General features: G+C 33.3%; 20 protein-coding genes. 10 read left to right on the top strand and 10 right to left on the bottom strand.

The features are described 5' to 3' along the window. Positions 1–30: 30 nt before the first annotated feature. From trmB to A0O34_RS11350, 3 genes are all read left to right on the top strand, one after another. The gene (gene trmB / locus A0O34_RS11360) at positions 31–708 is read left to right on the top strand and encodes a tRNA (guanosine(46)-N7)-methyltransferase TrmB (RefSeq protein WP_066754701.1); all 678 of its coding nucleotides are present in this window, start codon (positions 31–33) and stop codon (positions 706–708) included. Positions 709–901: 193 nt separating this feature from the next. After that, positions 902–1549: a DUF6759 domain-containing protein gene (locus A0O34_RS11355; RefSeq protein ID WP_066754699.1), complete on the top strand. Its 648-nt coding sequence runs from the start codon at positions 902–904 to the stop codon at positions 1547–1549. A gap of 32 nt (positions 1550–1581) precedes the next feature. After that, positions 1582–2040 (top strand): DUF6759 domain-containing protein, encoded by a 459-nt coding sequence (locus A0O34_RS11350; protein WP_066754697.1) that lies wholly within the window; start codon positions 1582–1584, stop codon positions 2038–2040. A 71-nt stretch (positions 2041–2111) separates the two neighbouring features. Here A0O34_RS11350 and rpsB read toward each other — a convergent pair whose 3' ends face one another. The 3 genes from rpsB to rplM all read right to left on the bottom strand — a co-directional run bounded on the left by rpsB (position 2112) and on the right by rplM (position 3926). Next, positions 2112–2876 (bottom strand): 30S ribosomal protein S2, encoded by a 765-nt coding sequence (gene rpsB, locus A0O34_RS11345; protein WP_066754696.1) that lies wholly within the window; start codon positions 2874–2876, stop codon positions 2112–2114. Between the two features lie 198 nt (positions 2877–3074). Then, positions 3075–3461, bottom strand: coding sequence for a 30S ribosomal protein S9 (gene rpsI / locus A0O34_RS11340; RefSeq protein WP_054511446.1), 387 nt, complete (start codon positions 3459–3461; stop codon positions 3075–3077). Between the two features lie 9 nt (positions 3462–3470). Continuing rightward, positions 3471–3926 carry a 50S ribosomal protein L13 gene (rplM, locus tag A0O34_RS11335; RefSeq protein WP_066754694.1) on the bottom strand — a complete coding sequence of 152 codons (456 nt, stop codon included), beginning with the start codon at positions 3924–3926 and terminating at the stop codon, positions 3471–3473. A gap of 348 nt (positions 3927–4274) precedes the next feature. On the opposite strand from rplM, the gene A0O34_RS11330 reads away from it, so the two are divergent. Beyond that, on the top strand, positions 4275–5384 hold the full coding sequence (locus tag A0O34_RS11330) for a DUF3667 domain-containing protein (protein WP_066754692.1): 1110 nt from the start codon (positions 4275–4277) through the stop codon (positions 5382–5384). Between the two features lie 42 nt (positions 5385–5426). Here A0O34_RS11330 and A0O34_RS11325 read toward each other — a convergent pair whose 3' ends face one another. Further along, complete coding sequence (locus A0O34_RS11325; protein ID WP_066754690.1) at positions 5427–5759, bottom strand: hypothetical protein; 333 nt, start codon at positions 5757–5759, stop codon at positions 5427–5429. Between the two features lie 183 nt (positions 5760–5942). Between A0O34_RS11325 and A0O34_RS11320 the strand changes: the two genes are divergently transcribed. Next, positions 5943–9290 (top strand): methylmalonyl-CoA mutase family protein, encoded by a 3348-nt coding sequence (locus A0O34_RS11320; RefSeq protein WP_066754688.1) that lies wholly within the window; start codon positions 5943–5945, stop codon positions 9288–9290. A gap of 87 nt (positions 9291–9377) precedes the next feature. Here A0O34_RS11320 and A0O34_RS11315 read toward each other — a convergent pair whose 3' ends face one another. Together A0O34_RS11315 and A0O34_RS11310 are read right to left on the bottom strand one after the other, a co-directional pair. Next, a complete protein-coding gene (locus A0O34_RS11315; RefSeq protein ID WP_066754686.1) occupies positions 9378–9995 on the bottom strand; it encodes a tetratricopeptide repeat protein in 618 nt (205 codons plus the stop codon). Positions 9996–10058: 63 nt separating this feature from the next. Beyond that, positions 10059–12791, bottom strand: a complete 2733-nt coding sequence (locus tag A0O34_RS11310) for a M16 family metallopeptidase (protein ID WP_066754685.1) — start codon at positions 12789–12791, stop codon at positions 10059–10061. 132 nt (positions 12792–12923) lie between these two features. On the opposite strand from A0O34_RS11310, the gene A0O34_RS11305 reads away from it, so the two are divergent. The 4 genes from A0O34_RS11305 to A0O34_RS11290 all read left to right on the top strand — a co-directional run bounded on the left by A0O34_RS11305 (position 12924) and on the right by A0O34_RS11290 (position 16464). Then, positions 12924–13634: a Dph6-related ATP pyrophosphatase gene (locus A0O34_RS11305; RefSeq protein WP_066754684.1), complete on the top strand. Its 711-nt coding sequence runs from the start codon at positions 12924–12926 to the stop codon at positions 13632–13634. A gap of 42 nt (positions 13635–13676) precedes the next feature. Beyond that, positions 13677–14579, top strand: coding sequence for a hypothetical protein (locus A0O34_RS11300; RefSeq protein ID WP_066754683.1), 903 nt, complete (start codon positions 13677–13679; stop codon positions 14577–14579). Between the two features lie 184 nt (positions 14580–14763). Next, the gene (locus A0O34_RS11295) at positions 14764–15924 is read left to right on the top strand and encodes a serine hydrolase domain-containing protein (protein ID WP_066759655.1); all 1161 of its coding nucleotides are present in this window, start codon (positions 14764–14766) and stop codon (positions 15922–15924) included. A 9-nt stretch (positions 15925–15933) separates the two neighbouring features. Continuing rightward, positions 15934–16464, top strand: a complete 531-nt coding sequence (locus tag A0O34_RS11290) for a 2'-5' RNA ligase family protein (RefSeq protein ID WP_066754682.1) — start codon at positions 15934–15936, stop codon at positions 16462–16464. Between the two features lie 50 nt (positions 16465–16514). Here the strand turns inward: A0O34_RS11290 and A0O34_RS11285 are convergent, their stop codons facing one another. Then, positions 16515–17876: a M64 family metallopeptidase gene (locus A0O34_RS11285; RefSeq protein WP_066754676.1), complete on the bottom strand. Its 1362-nt coding sequence runs from the start codon at positions 17874–17876 to the stop codon at positions 16515–16517. 2 nt (positions 17877–17878) lie between these two features. Further along, positions 17879–18310: a hypothetical protein gene (locus tag A0O34_RS11280; RefSeq protein WP_157886004.1), complete on the bottom strand. Its 432-nt coding sequence runs from the start codon at positions 18308–18310 to the stop codon at positions 17879–17881. 161 nt (positions 18311–18471) lie between these two features. On the opposite strand from A0O34_RS11280, the gene ruvC reads away from it, so the two are divergent. Continuing rightward, entirely contained in the window at positions 18472–19026 is a 555-nt protein-coding gene (gene ruvC / locus A0O34_RS11275; RefSeq protein WP_066754672.1) for a crossover junction endodeoxyribonuclease RuvC, read from the top strand. 34 nt (positions 19027–19060) lie between these two features. On the opposite strand, the gene A0O34_RS11270 is transcribed toward ruvC, so the two are convergent. Continuing rightward, positions 19061–19468, bottom strand: coding sequence for a hypothetical protein (locus A0O34_RS11270; RefSeq protein ID WP_066754671.1), 408 nt, complete (start codon positions 19466–19468; stop codon positions 19061–19063). An 86-nt stretch (positions 19469–19554) separates the two neighbouring features. Next, the gene (locus A0O34_RS11265; RefSeq protein WP_157886003.1) at positions 19555–20022 is read right to left on the bottom strand and encodes a hypothetical protein; all 468 of its coding nucleotides are present in this window, start codon (positions 20020–20022) and stop codon (positions 19555–19557) included. Positions 20023–20045 lie beyond the last annotated feature (23 nt).

The following is a 20045-nucleotide window of genomic DNA, read 5'->3' as shown; positions in this document are numbered from 1 at the left end:
TCGCTATTTTTGCAGGATTTTATATATCTCATGGGCAAAAATAAATTAGCAAGATTCGCTGAAAACAAAATATTACCAAACGTTATCCAGCCAACAAGAGAAGAAGCTTTAAATAGCTTTGCACTGAAAGGAAAATGGAGAACAGATTTCTTTAAAAACGATAATCCAATTGTTCTTGAATTAGGCTGTGGTAAAGGAGAATATTCTGTTGGTCTTGCAAAAGCTTTTCCAGAGAAAAACTTTATCGGTATTGATATCAAAGGTGCCAGATTTTGGTTTGGAGCTAAAGAAGCTGTAGAAAATAACATGGGCAATGTTGCTTTTGTAAGATCTCAAATTGAATTGGTAGACCATTTTTTTAGTGAAAACGAAGTAGATGAAATCTGGATCACGTTCCCTGATCCGCAGATCAAATACAGACGTACAAAGCACAGATTGACACATCCCGATTTCCTTGAAAGATATAAAAAGTTTCTAAAACCGGGCGGAATCATTCATTTAAAAACAGACTCTGAGTTTTTACATGGCTATACTTTAGGCTACCTTCAAGGTGCAGGCTATGAAATTGTATCGGCACATCATGATATTTATGGAGCTGCTGAATATGATCCGGGTACTGAGCATTTAAAAGATATAAAAACCTATTATGAAGAATTGTTTTCTGCAAAAGGAAAGACAATAACCTATATTAAGTTCAAAATAAATTAAAAAACAAACAGATGAAAAAACACACCCTCATTTATTTTACTTTAAAAAGTTAATCATATTTTATTATTTGAGTGATAAAATTCGCTCACGAAAATAAAGGTTGTAAAAGTTTACATCCTTATTTTTCCATTCCAAAAAACACAACACAAGCACATAAAAAACATAGAAGTCACAACTTTTAACATTTTTATTTATGAAAAAAAAATCTCTCATTGTCTCAATACTTTTTGTATTGATTTCCAGCATTTCTTATGCTCAAAAAAGTAACAGCAAAAACATTCTAAAAAGTACAAACATTCAGGAAATTGAAGAATATCTGAAAACCTGCCATCCGGAAGATCCCAAAAAAAGTGTCTTAAAACCCAAATTACTCGCCTTAAAAAATGAGGAATGGACAAAAGGTAAAAAAGACGCTAAACCAATGGAAGCCAGACCTGTTATCACTGAAATACCCAACAGTGTAATGAAAGATGCTAATTCTAAGGATGCAGAAGACTTTAAACGCTTAATAAGTGAAACAAAAAAGAACCATAAAGAAAAGACAGTAAAGCTTTTAAATGCAATGATTAATGAAGATATCAGCAAAAAAGAAGTCATTCTTTTACTTAAAAATAGGTCTGACTGTAATTTGGTTTTAAGAATTGAAGGAAAAGATTTCTACAATATGGCAATTCCTGCACACGGAGAAAATTTCATAGTCATTAATAAAGGATCTTATACACTGAACAGCAATGTTTGTGATGTGAAATATAATTCACAGAAAAGCATAAAAAAGAATATGTTTTTAACCATAAGCAATCCTTCACAGGTTGGGAATAAATCAATTTTAAACAATAAGTAAAAAAGATTATTTTTACATCACAAATTCTTCACATGAAAAAGACGATACTTTTTTACAGCTTTGCATTGACCATATTTTTAAACAGTTGCGGTACAACAAATTACCGTTCAACTCCTTCTACTCCTCCTGCTAAAAGACCGAGGACTACTATTCCTTCAAATACAAACAACTCAGCAGGACAGGTAGAAAGGGAATACAGCACCTTAATAAAGACTTATAAGCCCGAAACAGCCAAAGTTCTTACAGATCTGTTAAACGGCTCAGATGGAGACGAAACATCTATCACGGTTGAAAATAATTCGAGATGCAATATGGTTCTTACGATAAGCGGAAATAATTATTTTAAAAAGATCCCGATTGGTACTAATAAAATAGGCACTGCGATGGTTCCTAAAAATCAAAACTATAACTTATCCGGAATGTTGTGTAATTCTGTGTATCAGAAAACAAAGTTTATCACAACGTCTTACAACATTAAACTTTCAAACTAATCTTAAATTAATAAACACAAAAAACCGCTAAACAAGTTTAGCGGTTTTACTATTTTAAAGAAAATCTTTAATTATTCAGCAGAATCGAAATCTGCATCTTTATCAGCAGATACTACTTCACCTTCTTCTTTAGATTTTTCTTTGTCAGCTTTTCTTTGAGTTTGACCGTCTTTGATAGATTCTGAAACTACGCTCAAGATCATATCGATAGACTTAGAAGCATCATCGTTTCCTGGGATAACGAAGTCAACTTTTCTAGGGTCAGAGTTTGTATCAACAATACCGAAAACTGGAATACCTAATTTCTTAGCTTCAGTTACAGCGATGTGTTCTCTCATGATATCTACAACGAAGATCGCAGAAGGAAGACGAACCATGTCAGAGATAGAACCTAAGTTTTTCTCTAAGTTAGCTCTTTGTCTGTCAACCTGAAGTCTTTCTTTTTTAGATAAAGTTTCGAACGTACCGTCTTTTTTCATTTTGTCGATATGGTTCATTTTCTTAACAGCCTTTCTGATAGTAACAAAGTTTGTTAACATACCTCCCGGCCATCTTTCTGTAATATAAGGCATATTAAGTTCAGAAGCGTGTTTTGCAACAACTTCTTTTGCTTGCTTCTTAGTAGCTACAAAAAGAACTTTTTTACCTGCAGAAGTTAATTTTTCTAAAGCGCTACAAGCTTCATCCAATTTAACCGCTGTTTTATGTAAGTCTACAATGTGAATACCATTTTTCTCCATAAAAATGTATGGAGCCATATTTGGATTCCACTTTCTAGTCATGTGACCGAAGTGTACACCAGCCTCTAGAAGGTCTTTTACATTTGCTTTTGCCATGTTTTCTGTTTTTGTTAGTTTACTTTCCGCTTCTTATGCAATCAACAACTTCTTTAGATGGGAGAAGTGTTTGGATGCTAAACGTAACGGGCAATTTGCTTTAGGCTTTAGGCATTAAGCTGTAAGCTTTCAAGCGGATTAAAAATTTTAATAAGTTCAAATAGCTTATTGCATATTGCTTTAAGCTTACCGCAATTCTTAACGTTTTGAGAATTGGAATCTCTTTCTTGCTTTTTTCTGACCTGGCTTCTTTCTTTCCACCATTCTTGCATCTCTCGTAAGTAAACCAGCAGGTTTTAAAGCTAATCTGAATTCAGCATTGATTTCACATAGAGCTCTTGAAATACCTAATCTGATAGCTTCTGCCTGACCTGTATTACCACCACCGAAAACATTTACGGTAACGTCGTACTGACCAACAGTTTCAGAAAGGATAAACGGTTGGTTTAATTTATAAACCATAACGTCTGTAGAGAAATAAGTTGCAGCCTCTTTACCGTTTACTGTAATGATTCCAGAACCTGGTTTTACATAAACTCTCGCTACAGAAGTTTTTCTTCTTCCGATTTTGTGAACTATAGACATATTAATTAATTATTTAAATTCGTTAACATTAATTGTTGCAGGCTGTTGAGCTTCATGTTTGTGCTCAGTTCCTTCATATAAGTAAAGGTTCTTCAATAAAGCAGATCCTAATCTGTTCTTAGGTAACATACCTTTTACAGATTTTTCTAATACTTTTAAAGAATCTTTCTTTTGAAGTTCAGCTGCAGTCATAGACTTTTGACCTCCAGGATAACCTGTATGCCAGATATAAGTCTTATCGTTCCACTTGTTTCCGGAAAGAGTAACTTTCCCAGCATTCAAAACAATAACGTTATCACCACAATCTACGTGGGGTGTAAAGTTTGTTTTGTGCTTACCTCTCAAAATCTTTGCAACCGTAGAAGCTAGTCTTCCTAACGGCTGTCCTTCAGCGTCTACCACAACCCATTCTTTATTAGCAGTAGCTTTGTTCGCTGAAACAGTTTTGTAACTTAATGTATTCACACGTTTTAGTTAAAGATTAAACATAATTTTCCCCATAAGGGTGTGCAAAGGTACAAATTAATTTTGTAACCCGAAAGTATATTTTAGATAAAGTATTGAAAGTAAATTTTGATTAAACGATTCAACAGATTTCATCTATATAGATTATTTCTGGCATAAATCTTGTAAATAGTTTGAAGATGAAAAAAACGTTTTAGAAAATTCTAAAAACACAAGTGATAAAGTAAAGAGTTTGGCAACTCAAACTCTTGCTTTATTAACTTTTCTTTAAATATTTCCGTAAAAGATTATTGATATAATTATGGTGTAAAGTTAAATAATTACCTTTGCGCAAAACCCTCAATACCTATGAGCCACGGAAAAATCAGAGAAGATAAAACTTGTTTAAACTGCAATCATCAGGTAGAAGATAGATTCTGCCCTCACTGCGGACAGGAAAATGCCGAAACAAGACAACCCTTCTATTATCTATTCACCCACTTTATTGAGGATTTCACTCACTACGACGGACAGTTCTGGGGTACACTAAAAAACCTGCTAATAAAGCCCGGAAAGCTTACAAGCACCTATTTGGAAGGTAAAAGACAGAAATTCGTACCGCCTGTAAAGCTTTATATTTTTGTCAGTTTCATTACTTTTTTCATGTTTGCTCTTTTTCCAATGATCCATATTAATTTATCAGATAAGAAAGATGCAGGAAATCACAATAAAACAAGTTTTTTTGATAAAATAAAAGCTGCGGAGACGCAAAAAATACTTGATAGTATAAAAGCAGGAAAAAATCTAAGTCAGGAAGATTCTGCAACAGTTAAGAAACTTAATACATTATTGTCTGATTCTGCTGAAATAAATGATCTCAAGGAAACGTTCGAGATGGATAAGAAAATCGATGCAGATATTAATTTTAGAGGATACAAAACAAGAAAGTCCTATGATTCTGCAACGGCTAAAAACCCATCAGCTTTTGATTTTATACAAATTCCATTAGACCACAAATTCTTCGAATTAAAGGAAAATGGTGTTACAAAAACAGAAATCTTTAAAAATTTGGCAGAAAAGTCATTCCACAATATGCCAAAGGCTCTTTTCATTTATCTTCCGCTATTTGCTTTCTTTTTATGGATTTTCCACAATAAGAAAAAATGGTGGTATTTCGATCATGGAATTTTCACATTACATTACTTTTCATTCCTTTTGCTGAATATTTTATTTATATTCCTTATCGCAAAATTAACAAGCGTAATAGACGTTGGATTTATTAATGTTCTATTATATTTATTGATAGCATTTTTATCAGTATATAGTATGGTATACTTTTTTATTGCCCATCACAAAGTTTATCATACCCACGGAGCAGTCAGCTTTATAATTGGAATCATATTATTTATGATAAATTTCTTTGCATTTATGCTCTTGGTCATCTGCCTTGCTTTAGTAAGCTTCCTGATGATTCATTAAATATAAAATGAGACTGCTTTTTAAGACAGTCTCATTTTTTTTTTATTTTCTTAATGACTTGCTTCCTTTAAAACTTGCAATCAAATAATACGCAACAAAAACCATTGAAAATTTAAGTATCGAAGGAATTGCCAATTCTAAGCTAAAAATTAATGTTCCTATCAATACTAAAGCGCCCATCGCTACAAAAGAAAAACCTAATTTTTGCGGCAGGGTAATATTGGGCGTATCTAAATAATAAGCAATCCCCCACGCAATCCCGAAAGCCAGTGCATAATATATATCAAGACCGATATTTTTAGAACTATAAAAAAAATAATTAATAAGGAAACTCAAAACCGTTCCTAAAGCAAAATACATCAAAGCCTTTTTCATACTATATATAATATGATGCAAAAATAAAGAAATTAGTTAGCATTTCTAAACGAATGTTTGTTCAGTTGGGAGAAACTCAATTCCATAAAAACATTTAATTATTTGATTTAAAACAAATTAAATATAAAAATCGGGTTGTTATTTTATTATTATATTTGGAATTCAGAAATTTTCTAGATTTTTATGGAAACCCAAAAATATACTCCAACAAACAAAGTAAGAATTGTAACAGCAGCGTCGTTATTCGACGGACATGATGCAGCTATTAATATCATGCGTCGTGTGATTCAGGGAACAGGATGCGAAGTTATCCACCTTGGTCACGATAAATCTGCCGAGGAAGTTGTAAATACAGCCATTCAGGAAGATGCCAACGCAATTGCATTAACATCTTATCAAGGCGGTCACAACGAATATTTCAAATATATCTACGACCTTTTAAGAGAGAAAAACTCTCCGCAAATCAAAATTTTCGGCGGCGGCGGCGGTGTAATTCTGCCAGAAGAAATCGAAGACATCATGTCTTACGGAATCGACAGAATTTATTCTCCGGATGACGGTCGTGAGCTTGGTTTACAGGGAATGATCGATGATTTGGTTAAAAGATCAGATTTCGCAACAGGTAAAGAAGTGACTGCTGAAGATTTAGATTCAATTAGTTTTGAAAATTCTACAAGCATTGCTAAAATCATTTCTGCCGTTGAAAACTTCTCAGAAGAAAAACCAGAATTGGTAAAAGCGATTGATGAAAAATCAAAAGATTTAAACATTCCAATCATCGGTATCACAGGTACAGGTGGAGCCGGAAAATCTTCATTGACAGACGAATTAGTAAGACGTTTCTTACGTTCCAATACAGATAAAAAAATTGCAATCATCTCCATTGACCCTTCGAAAAAGAAAACCGGAGGTGCGCTTTTGGGTGACAGAATTCGTATGAACGCGATCAATGATCCAAGAGTTTATATGCGTTCGATGGCGACGAGAGAAAACAACGTTTCTGTGTCTCCGTTCATTCATTCAGCATTGAATGTGTTGAAATTGGCTCATCCTGATGTTATCATTCTGGAAACTTCAGGAATTGGACAATCAGGTTCGGAAGTTTCAGATTTTGCAGATGTTTCAATGTACGTGATGACTCCTGAATACGGAGCTTCCACACAGTTGGAAAAAATTGACATGTTGGATTACGCAGATCTTGTTGCTTTAAATAAATCTGACAAACGTGGTGCTTTAGATGCCCTTCAAGCCGTAAGAAAACAATTCCAAAGAAATCATTTGTTGTGGGAAAGTCCGTTGGATGATATGCCGGTTTATGCGACAAAAGCTTCTCAATTCAACGACCACGGAACGACTGATTTATACAATAGATTAGTTGAAAAAGTAAATGACAAGTTTTCAGATTTAAACCTACAAGGCTTTGTTGAACAAGAAGTTTCTGAAGACATCACGATTATTCCTCCAAAAAGAGTTCGTTATTTATCGGAAATTGTAGAAAATAATAGAATTTACGACGCCAATGTTGAAAAACAAGCCGAACTAGCTAGAAAAATGTATCATATTGAAGGGGTGAAAAAGTTCCTTTCAAACGAAGTTTTAGATAATGAATATCAAAAAGCTGAAAAAGATCTTCAACAGGAAAATATCGACTTCCTTAAAAATTGGGACGATACGAAAGATGCTTTCAAAGCTGAATTTTATTCTTATTTCGTTCGTGGAAAAGAAATTAAAGTGGAGACTTCTACAGAATCTTTATCACATTTAAAAATTCCAAAAATATCTTTACCAAAATATACAGATTGGGGAGATCTAATTAAATGGAAAGGTCAGGAAAATCTTCCGGGAGGATTCCCTTACACAGCAGGGATTTATCCTTTCAAAAGAACAGGAGAAGATCCTACACGGATGTTTGCCGGAGAAGGAGGTCCTGAAAGAACGAACAGAAGATTCCACTACGTTTCTGCAGAAATGGATGCAAAACGTTTGTCTACAGCATTTGACTCAGTAACTTTATACGGTCAGGATCCAGCTTTACCACCGGATATTTATGGTAAAATCGGAAATGCCGGAGTTTCTATCGCAACGTTAGATGACGCAAAAAAATTGTATTCCGGATTTGATTTGGTGAATGCAATGACTTCCGTTTCAATGACGATCAACGGTCCGGCTCCGATGTTGTTGGCTTTCTTTATGAATGCTGCGATTGACCAAAATGTTGAAAAATATATTGCTGAACATAAACTTGAAGCTAATGTTGAAAAGGCTTTAAAAGCAAAATTCGACGATAAAGGCTTAGAAAGACCAAAATATAACGGTGAATTACCTCCATCAAACAACGGTTTAGGATTAAAATTATTAGGACTTACCGGAGATGAAGTAATTCCTGCTGAAGCTTACGCTGAAATTAAGGCTAAAACGATCGCGACCGTTCGTGGTACCGTTCAAGCTGACATTTTAAAAGAAGACCAAGCTCAGAATACTTGTATTTTCTCTACTGAATTTGCTCTAAGATTGATGGGTGACGTTCAGGAATATTTTATTACCGAAAAAGTAAGAAACTTCTATTCGGTTTCTATTTCAGGATATCACATTGCAGAAGCGGGTGCAAATCCTGTTTCTCAGTTGGCATTTACTTTGGCAAATGGTTTCACTTATGTTGAATATTATTTGTCAAGAGGAATGGATATCAATGATTTTGCGCCTAACCTATCTTTCTTCTTCTCTAACGGTATCGACCCTGAATATTCAGTGATCGGACGAGTAGCAAGAAGAATCTGGGCAAAAGCAATGAAACTGAAATACGGCGCAGACGAAAGAAGCCAAATGTTGAAATATCACATTCAAACTTCAGGACGTTCGCTTCACGCTCAGGAAATTGATTTCAACGATATCAGAACGACGCTTCAAGCGCTTTATGCGATCTATGACAACTGTAACTCACTTCACACGAATGCTTATGACGAGGCGATTACAACGCCGACTGAGCAGTCTGTAAGAAGAGCGATGGCAATTCAGTTGATCATTAATAAAGAATTAGGTTTAGCGAAAAATGAAAATCCGCTTCAAGGTTCATTTATTATTGAAGAATTAACGGATTTGGTAGAAGAAGCTGTTTATGCAGAATTCGACAGAATTACAGAAAGAGGAGGTGTTCTTGGTGCAATGGAAACCATGTATCAACGTTCGAAAATTCAGGAAGAATCGATGCATTACGAATGGTTGAAGCATACAGGAGAATATCCGATCATTGGAGTAAATACTTTCCTTGGAAAAGATGGTTCGCCAACGGTTCGTCCGGGAGAAGTTATCCGTTCGACTGAGGAAGAAAAGCAGGTTCAGATCGAAACGCTTCATAATTTCCAACAAGCTAATGAAGATAAGTCCGAAGCCGCTTTAAAAACATTGCAATATGCAGCCATCAATCAGCAGAATTTATTTAATGTAATGATGGATGCCGTGAAATATTGTTCTCTTGGACAGATTACCAATGCTTTATTTGAAGTGGGTGGTAAGTATCGAAGAAACATGTAGTCCGGCCCGTGTCGGGCAGACAATTATTGACTACTAAATGTCAAAATTATAAATTAAACCTCAAAGAATTTCTTTGAGGTTTTTGTTTTATTTAGACTTGTTGCAATGTTGTGCGGTCAAGATTTTCAAATCAGGAATATCTAAACCTTTTGCCAATTCAAAATTTTCACAAGCTTCCTCAATTTTATTTTGCTTGAAAAAAATAAGGCCTTTATAATATTTAATTTCTAAATCTGAAGTATCATACTTTTCTGCTTGGTTAAGAGTAAATAATGCTTCATTATATTTTTCCATACGATACAAAGCAATTGCCTGTAATTTTTTTACTGCAGGATCATTTGGCCTGGTAATTTCTACTTTTAGAAATTTCATCCAAGCCTCTTCATACTTTTTTTGTTGCATTAAGATAGTTCCCGTTCTAATATTTATAGTTGCATAATCCTGAACTTTAGCTTTTTTATAACCTTCTTCATAATAAACCAAAGCCTTATCAGCATTACCTAAATGAAATTCACAATCTCCTAAAAGAACATAAGTTTCCCATGTTTTATGACCTTTCTCTAAAATTTTCTCATAATAAGTTTTAGCTGTTGAAAAATCATTATTGTTGATCGCTTTAACTGCTTCCTGCCTTAAAGTTTTAACACTTTGAGCGAAGGAAAATAAACTTACAATCAGAAAAGTCAGAATTAATATTTTTTTCATTTTTCAAATATAAAAAACCCGCAGAAATAATCTACGGGTTTATGTTTAGTTTTAAATATAAATCTACTTCTTATTAAAATCTCCTGCAAAAACAGAGATCACTTTATTTTCAGAAATATATTTTTTCAAGGCTGCATTTACTTCCGTCAATTTCAGATTCTGAATTTTTGAATTCTGCTCGTCAAATCTTTCCAATGGAACTCCGAAAAGAAGTTTTGTATTCACAAGAGTAATAAGTACATTGTCTGAACCTAAATTGGTCATCCTTTCGTTTGCATAACTTTTTTTATTAGAATCTAATTCCTCCTGAGTAAATCCGGAAGCCAATGCTTTGCTTACTTCTTCTTTCACAGCAGCTTCTACAGCGTCTCTCTTTGTCGGATTTAGGTAAGCATAATAGTTCCATGAAGCAACGTCGTTGGTAACGGGAACGCTTAAATAAGAACCAACTCCATAAGAAATTCCATCTTTTTCACGCAACCTCATCGGTAATCTTGCAGAAAGGAATCCGCCGCTTCCTAAAATTTCATTAGCCATAACCAAAGCCGGATAATCAGGGTTATCCTGTGTCATTTTGAAACTTGAGGTTCCAAGAGCTACCGCATTTTCTTTATCAGGCGTGATGATGTTTTTATCCTGTTTTTTTGTATCAAAGAAAGTTGGTTTTACTTCAACAAATTTTGATTTTGCTGTAAACTTTCCAAATGTTTTTTCTAATTCAGAAGAAGCCGATTTTACATCAATGCTTCCTATCAATGTCCCTACTCCATCTGAAGCTCCCATAATATTCTGATAGAAATCTACCACTTGAGCTTTAGTTACTTTTTTATTCTCGTCAATTTGTTCCTGTAAAGAAGCAACGTAGAAAATACTTGTTTTTGGATATGGAGATGCCAATCTTTGCAATTCATTATTAGCAATGGCATCAGGATCTTTTATCTGTCCTTCCAACCAGGTATTTGTTTCCGTTACTGTTTTGGTAAGTTCATTTTCAGGGAATGTCGCGTTTGTCAAAATGTCTTGTACAATGGCCATTACTTTCGGATAGTATTGTTTGTAAGTATTTAAACTTATAATTAAATTTTGCCCGTAAACATAAGCACTGACAGATGACTTCATTTGATCAAGATCATCCTGAATCTGCTCTTTTGTTCTTGTTTTTGTTCCGGATTTTAATAGAGAAGCTGTGATGCTTGCAACAGCATCTTTACCCTCAAGATCTTTTTCATTTCCAATTCTGAAACGGAAAGTTCCCTGAACTTTATCGCCTTTAAGTTCTTTATTAATTAAACCATATTTCATCCCGTTGGAAAGTTTTCCTTCGGTAAGATTTTTCTTAACATTAGCAATGGAAGCTTCGAAAGCTGCTAGTTCTTTTTCTATCGCCTTTCCTTTATAATCTTTCACCAAATCAGCGATTTGATTATCTCTGAATTCTGCCGGAGAAACCCTTTCTTCATTCGGAGAAGGACGGAAAACGCCAATCGTACGGTTATTATTTTTAAAATATTTCTGAGCAACTCTGTTGATATCTTCCAGTTTAAGATTTTCTACATTATCACGGTAAAGGAAGCTCAATTTATAATTTCCGGCACCTACGATTTCTGTAAGATTGATTGCAAAGTTTATCGTATTATTTTTTTCGTTTTCTATATCTTTTACCAGTTTCGCCTTACCTCTCTTAAGATCATCAGCAGTAAACTTTATTGTTGAAACTTTGTCTAATTCTGTTCTTACCAATTTTGTTGTCTCATCCAGATTTTTATCCTTCGGAACATCAAAATTAAAATAAACCATTCCCGGATCTCTTACTACAGGGCTGAATGTCCAAATAGAAGAAACTTTTTGAGTTTCCACCAAATTTTTATACAAATATCCTGAAGGATCTGAAGTTAGTATTTCATAAAGCGCGGACAACGCTGCATAATCTTTATCTGCAAAAGCTGATGTATGATATCCTGCCGCAATGATCTGCTGATCATTATTTCTTTTAATTTCAAAATATTTTTCTCCATTTTGAGCAGGTTCTACGGTATAAGTTCCGCCTAATTGACGGATTGGTTTTGCTAATCCTGAGAAATAATCGGTCACATATTTCAATGCGCTTTTTTCATCAAACTTTCCGGCAATAATTAATGTTGCATTATCCGGCTGATAATATTTTTCATAGAATTTTCTAAGTGTCGGAGCTTTTACACGCTCAATATCTTCTTTACTTCCTATTGTACTATTTCCGTAATTGTGCCAAGTGTAGCCGTTAGAAAATACATTCTGCATCATAACTCTTGTAGGATTATTCTCTCCGATCTCAAACTCATTTCTTACTACAGAAAACTCTTTATCAAGATCAGTTTGAAGAATCGTAGCATTTAGCATCCTGTCGGCTTCCATTTGTAAAGACCATTTCAGGTTTTCATCAGTGGAAGGGAAAATTTCATAATAATTTGTTCTGTCGTACCAAGTTGTTCCATTGGCCTGACCTCCTTTATCAGAAAGTTGTTTTTTAATATCTCCGAGATTTTTTGTACTCTTGAACAGCATATGCTCAAGTAAATGGGCCATTCCTTTTTCACCGTAACCTTCATCTTTTGATCCAACATTATATACAATATTTACAACCATGTTGCTTTGTGACGCATCGGGAATTAAAAGAAGTTTCATTCCGTTTTTAAGGCTGTATTCTTTTACACCTTCCGTGTTACTGATAAATTTTGGAGCCTCGGTGCTTTGCGAGAAAGCAGGATTGATAGTTCCTGTAAAAAACAGAACTGCAGTTCCCAATAATAAGTTTTTCATTTAGTTTTATTTAATTTGGTTTAAATTTAAAAAAAATTGTCGGTCATTAATTAAATAAGACAACTTAATTCACCTTTATGTTACATTTAACATAATATAGAAATTTAAAAATATATACAAATTAGTATTTTAATGAAGCCTAAAGCCATCTTCAACTGGAGCAGCGGAAAAGACTCCGCTCTTGCCTTATATAAAACCTTAAAAGAAGACCGTTTTGAAATCACTTCCCTACTTACGAGTGTGAACGAAGAATTTCAACGGATTTCTATGCATGGTGTTCATGTAGATCTTTTGAAACAACAAGCTTCAAGTCTGGAAATTCCATTAATGACGATGCAAATTCCAAAAGAACCGACAATGGAACAATATCGTGAAATTATGATTTCAACGATGGATACTATAAAATCTAAAGGAAATATGCATTCTATTTTTGGAGATATTTTTCTGGAAGATCTTCGAAAATATCGCGAGGAACAATTACAATCTATCGGAATGGAAGCCGTTTTTCCTCTCTGGAAGCAGAATACATCAAGCCTCATCAATGAGTTTTTAGATCTTGGTTTTAAAACAATTGTTACCTGCGTAAATGAAACTTATCTTGATAAAAGCTTCGCAGGAAGAATTATTGATAAAGATTTCATTAAAGATTTGCCCGAAAATGTTGATCCTTGTGGAGAAAATGGAGAATTTCACACCTTTACTTTTGATGGACCTATTTTTAAAAATCCAATTGAGTTTGAAATTGGAGAAACGGTAAAGAAAACTTATCCCAAACCAAAATCTGATGAGAACGATAAGGATGAAGAATATATTTTCTGGTTTTGTGATTTGATTCCAAAATAATATGTGAAAATTCTCGTTTTTAAGCTAAACTAAAACCACATTATGAAACCTTTTTTGAGAATTAAAAAGCCCTGCGAAGAATCATTAGACAAAATGCATGATCTTCCTGACGGAAAATTCTGTGATCTATGTTCAAAAAAAGTTTTAGATTTATCAAACCTTAATGATTCGGAGATTTTAAATATCATTCAACAAAATAAAGGCGAAAGGTTCTGTGGAATAGTTTTTAACAATCAATTAAACCGCTCTTTACAACCTGAAATTTCATTTTCACAAAACCGTCATTCCAGAAAAACTACTTTTACTAAAATAGCTGCGGGGGTTGCTTTAACGGCAAGTATTTTTAATTCTTATCCGGCGCAGACAAAGACTGTAACTAAAACAGAATTTGTTTCTTCTCAATCCAAAATTTCTAAAGAAAATCAGAAAGAGGAAGATAAAACCGGCGATGGGACTATGATTATTTCAGGAAAAGTTTTAATTAAAGGAACAAATAAATCAGGCCCAGAAACCACTATCCATTTTATTACCCCTCAAAAGGTGTATTCTGCAAAAACAGACGCTAAAGGTTTCTACAATTTGGAGGTTCCAAAAGAGAGTATTAAATCAGAAAATTTACTGGAATTCAGTCCTGAAGATTATGATTATGAAGGGCAGTTAATGATTTTGAAAAAGGAAGACCTCCTCAAAAAAAATGTTATTTATCTTGCAGAAAACGATGTTAGAAAACAGTATGGAGATATTTCTGCAGAAGGTTTTTACGCGAATGAAAAATCTTTGGTTCTCTTTGAAGGAAAAAAATTAGACTATAAAATATTCAATAAAAGTTATAATATATTCAGTAATAAATACAACGTATACTACATTCCAAAACCTTATACAAAAGTTTTCACACCAGACGAAAAAATAGATGATGTTTATATTGCTTTTATAAAGACAAAGTAATTATAAAAAAATTCAATCCAATGACATAATTCTGTTGCTTATATCAACCAAGATTGCAAATATTGGGAATACAGTTAGTTTTTGATCTTAATTATAATATTTACTCAAAACCTCTTAAGTGAAATTAAGAGGTTTTTCTTATTTTTGAGGAACAATGTTGATTTTAAAAAAGTATTATTCCCAAATGACACAAAAAAATTATTATTTTTCCGCCCTCATATTCCTTTTGGTTATTTTAATTTCATGTGAGAAAAATGAAATTAAACAAATAGTCGCAAAACCAATCGACAAAAACGCGATCATAGATTCTACCATCATAGCTTTTGAAAAAAAATTGCTGGAGCAACAGATAGATTCTGTTTTCAAGAAATATGACTTTAATGGAAGTGTTGCGGTTTTCAAAGATTCTGTTCAGCTTTATCGAAAAGAAAATGGTTTTTCAGATTTTAAATCTAAAACTAGGATCGATGATAATACCGTTTTTGCTATAGGTTCTGTAAGTAAACAATTTACTGCGGTTATGGTTTTACTTGAAATGGAACAGGGAAAACTGAAGGTTGATGATAAAGTTTCAAAATATTTAAAGGAATTTCAGACCAAAGAATACGAAAACATCACCATTCATCAGCTTTTAAATCATACTTCAGGATTAAATCTTCTTGGAGAAAAATTAATGTTTAAAAGTGGATCAAATTTTTTCTATTCCAATGATGGTTTTAATGCTTTAGGAAAAATACTTGAGACGGTTTCAGGAAAATCTTATGATGAAAACGTTTTGAATTTATTCAAAAAAGCGGGAATGAACAGTTCTTCAACAGGAAATATTTTTGAAGGAACTGATTTTGCCGGAGCTTATCTTGGTAATGATAAAAATTTCGAGGAAATTAAAAATATGCCTAAAAGACTAGGCGGGAAAGAAATCGGAATTCCTGCAGGAGGCGTTCTTTCGACAATTCAGGATCTTAATACCTGGAATAATACCTTGTATGACGGAAAAATTTTAAATCACGAAACTCTTCAAAAATTCACTGCTAAAAGTTCGGAAAGACAACATCAAATTTTCGGAAAAATGGGTTACGGCTACGGAATTATGCTTAACCTCGGAAAACCGACCGCTTATTTCCACAGTGGATACATCAAAGGCTCTCCCTCCCTGAACATTTATTATCCTGAAACGAAAACGTCTGTTATTATTTTATCTAATATAGCGGATGAAGAAAAAGGAAAAAGTTCAATTTTCAGACCGCATATCGAAATAAAGAAAATTACTGATGGAATTGAAAATACGGTGATTGATTTAGGAAAAGAAATGAAAGTACCAGTTTCACAAAAAATAGTTTCATAAATTCAATTTATGAAAAAGCTCTATTTCATAGCCGTTTATCCACCTCAACAGATTATTGATGAGGTGAAAATATTTAAGCAGGATTTAGCATTAAACTACAATAATTCAAAAGCATTAAAAAATGATGCTCACATTACTTTATTTCCGCCTTTTTCCAGAGAAATAGAATTAGAAGAAGATATTCACATTGCTTTTCAAAAAATTGATACCAATATTTCCCCATTCGAAATTACATTAAATGGTTTTGACGGTTTTCCAAATAAAAGCCCTGTCCTTTTTGTTAAACCTGAAGAAAATGAGCATCTTATTAAACTTTACAACAGAGTAAAACAGTATTTCAATTTTATCAGATATAATTTTAATCCTCATATGACGGTTGGTTACAGAGATTTAAGTTTTGATAATTATCTAAAAGCACTTGACGTTTATAAAAACAAAGAATATAAAACTAAATTCATAGTTGATAAAATCATACTACTCCGTCATGATGGAAAATGGGTTCCTATTGCTGAGAAAAAGCTAGAGCAAATCAATTATTAAAACAAAAAAATCGGCCTTGTGAGCCGATTTAATGTATTATTTAATTTAAATTATTCTTTGATAATTTTTTGAGAAATGATTAATTCTTTATCCTGAGTTACACTTAAAGTATAAGTTCCGATGATCAAGTTATTAACATCTACAAATATTGTAGCAGAATCCTTCATTTCATATTTCACAGGAATCAGTTTACCCGATGCATCATATAAAACGACTTTGATATCCTTTGAGAAATCCGGTTTTCCTTTAATATAAAATTCACTGCTTGCAGGATTTGGATAAATGCTGAATCTTCTTTCCTGGACTTTTACTTCTGAGGTTCCAAGAGTAGACTTATTCAACGTCCAGCTTACATTGGTAAAATGAACGGTGCTGTGTCCTGTAACATTTACCAAAGTTGTATTATCTGTCACCGAAAAAAGTAGTGTATTATTTCCGTTATTCAATTGGCTCGGAGTTACAATTAAAGAATTGCTTGTAGAGGCAAGTGGCGTTCCGTTCAATGTCCATGTATTCACCAATGTATTTGGAATTGGCAGAATTTCATTCACCGTAAATGTAACATTTGTATTAGCACTCACAGAACTGCTGTTTGCCGGAGTATAAGAATCAACCGGAGAAACCAAAGAATGGATTCTTTCAATAATTTGTTCTTTACAAACAGAACAAAACTGTCTATCCAGATACCTCATCTCGCAGTTTTGATGCGGGCGGAACCAAGACGGACTTTCTGTGTAAGGATAAACTCCAACATTATTTACACCTACCCAATTTTTCCATTTAATCGTTGCCGGATTTGAGGTCTGAGTTTTATTTGGAGATTCTCCAGAGCCTGCAAACCAATACTCATCGGCAAGCTTTCCGAATGAATGTCCTAATTCGTGAACAACGATTTCATTCGCAGAAGCATTTAATGAAGCAAAGGCATACGTTCCACCACATCCACCATATTCCGTAGAATTACCAAGAACATAGGTGATATCATAATCCGGAAGATTAGCCGCTAAAACCTGCGCTACTTTATTGGTAGAATTACTGTAAATACATCGGTGAACCCCAAAATCAAACGAAGAACCGAGATAATTATTAGGATTTGAAACTGGAATTACTGGCTCTGTAACATCTGTTGCTGTCCCGGGATGTTTTACCCCCGTTTCTGCAGAAATTACTTTTATACCGTAAGCATTAAAATAATTTTTATACTCCGTGTAAGGACTTTTTGTAAAAAGATAATTAATTGTAGACTGTGCCGAAGAAACAAAATTGGCTTGTTGAGCAGCAGTAAAACCATCCCCTAAAACCGCGATATTGATTCGTTTATCATTTGATCCGCTCTGTAAAAGTGGAACTACATCGAAGACCTGAGAAAAGCAAAATGTGCTGGTAAACAGGAAAAGTAAAGTTTTTTTCATGATTATAGTTTTTGGGTGAATAATAATTGTTTTCCGTCGGTTGTGACCTTCTCAACTCTCACTACTTTTATTTCTTCGGAATGAGAATATCTTACGCTGAATTCTGCATTTTGAAGAGAAACCTTATTTCTGCTTAATCCTTCTTCACCAAATCTTTCTAATTCAGGATTTAGTGGATCTCCTACGATTTGTTTTACTATTTCTTTCCCGTTGGCATCATTTAAAGAAATAATAAAATCTCCTGTTTTAGCTGAATTTATATCAAAAGATGGTTTAGATTTTAATCTTCCTTCCATGATCTTTTGATCTTCCAAAACTATTTTTTCTGCCCCTGAATTATTTTTTTCAACTTTAAAAAATAGATAAACAATTCTGTCTTTTTCTGTTAATGAATTATCATTTTTAACGACTCCTTTTTCCTTTAAGTCTTTCATCTGCAAAAAATTGCAAAACAAAAAAACCGGAAACATAAAAAAGATCATTACGTTTTTCATAGTTATTTTTTGTTTAAGTTAAGAAGTTTTTACTAAAATTATAATATTTCACTTGATTTTTTTCATCATTAAAAATTAATGAAAGTCATATCTTTGACGTGATGATTTCAGAAAAAATAATTTTAGGAATAGATCCCGGAACAGCCATTATGGGTTTCGGTATTATTTCCGTTAAAAAAGGCAATATGGAGATGGTTTCGATTCATGAATTGATATTAAAAAAATATCCGAATCACGAAACTAAGCTTAAATATATCTTTGATAAAACATTGGCATTAATCGACGAATATCACCCTGATGAAGTAGCTCTTGAAGCTCCTTTTTTTGGAAAAAATGTTCAGAGTATGCTTAAATTGGGTCGTGCGCAAGGTGTAGCGATGGCCGCGAGTTTGTACAGAAATATTCCAATTACAGAATATTCACCGAAAAAGATAAAAATGGCCATCACCGGAAACGGAAATGCAAGTAAAGAACAGGTTGCAGGAATGCTTCAAAATTTATTAAAGTTAAAAGAATTTCCAACAAAATATCTGGATGCATCTGATGGATTGGCAGTTGCAGTTTGTCATCACTTTAATTCAGGAACTATAAGCAGTGACAAATCTTACACGGGTTGGGACAGCTTTTTAAAACAAAATCCGGATCGCTTGAAATAAGCATCCGGATTTTTTAATTATTTTTAAGCAAAAATTATTTCTTTTTATACTCCGCGGAGGTGACAGAAAAATCGGCTGTTGGTTTTCCGTTTTTGTCGTAATAAGAATATTTCAACGTAACATCATTATCCCGAAACTGCTGCATATCAGCAGATGTCTTAATAGCATTAACAGCTCCTTCTTTTGCTTCTTTCTTAAAAGTATTAATTTCTGCTTCCGTAACATTCTCTTTTACATCCTGTATCAATGTATAATTATATTTAAAAACTCTATTAGGTTCTGCAGAAACGCTGTCCAGTCGTATTCCATCATTTAGAATCTGTGGAGTAAGCTTATTCATACTGGTTGCAGCCTCTTTTAATTCGTCATCAATTGTTTTCTCTTTATTACAAGAAATTAATAATAGGAATGAACTTAATGAAAGTACGATTAAATTTTTCATAATTAAAGATTTTGGTGATTTGATACTTAAAGATAAGATTATTTAAACTAAAAGAATCAAACATCTGAATATCATTAATTTAAAAATCATTTCTGCTTTTCGTAAACATCTTCAATATCTCTTATTTTACCGTCAAGAATATCACTATAAACGATTGAAAATTTGTCTTTTGAAAGTATTTTATATTGATCATTTCTTTTTAGATCTGCATCCAAATAAGAAAAAGAGCTTTGATTTATCGTAACCAGAATTTTACCCGAAGAACTTTTAATTGTACAGTCTTTACCCGTAGCATAATTTTTAGTTAAAAATATATTTCCTTTTTCTTTTTCGAAAACGAGATCATATTTTTTCATACACTCATGAATTGGGTAGATCTTTTTTTCAGTCCCATCAAGATATTTTTTTTCAACAAACTTCCAGATTCCTAAAAAATACTCGGTGTCACTTTTTACGGATATTGTAGGTTTGTTTTTGACTTCTTTCTTTTTCTGTTGAGACTGGCAATTAGTCATCAAAAAGCACAGTAATAAAATACTTATAATTTTCTCCATGTCATTTGATTATAAAAAAGAAG

It is taken from the genome of Chryseobacterium glaciei, assembly GCF_001648155.1.
Taxonomy (GTDB): domain Bacteria; phylum Bacteroidota; class Bacteroidia; order Flavobacteriales; family Weeksellaceae; genus Chryseobacterium; species Chryseobacterium glaciei.
This window is presented reverse-complemented; position numbering and strand designations above follow the sequence as displayed.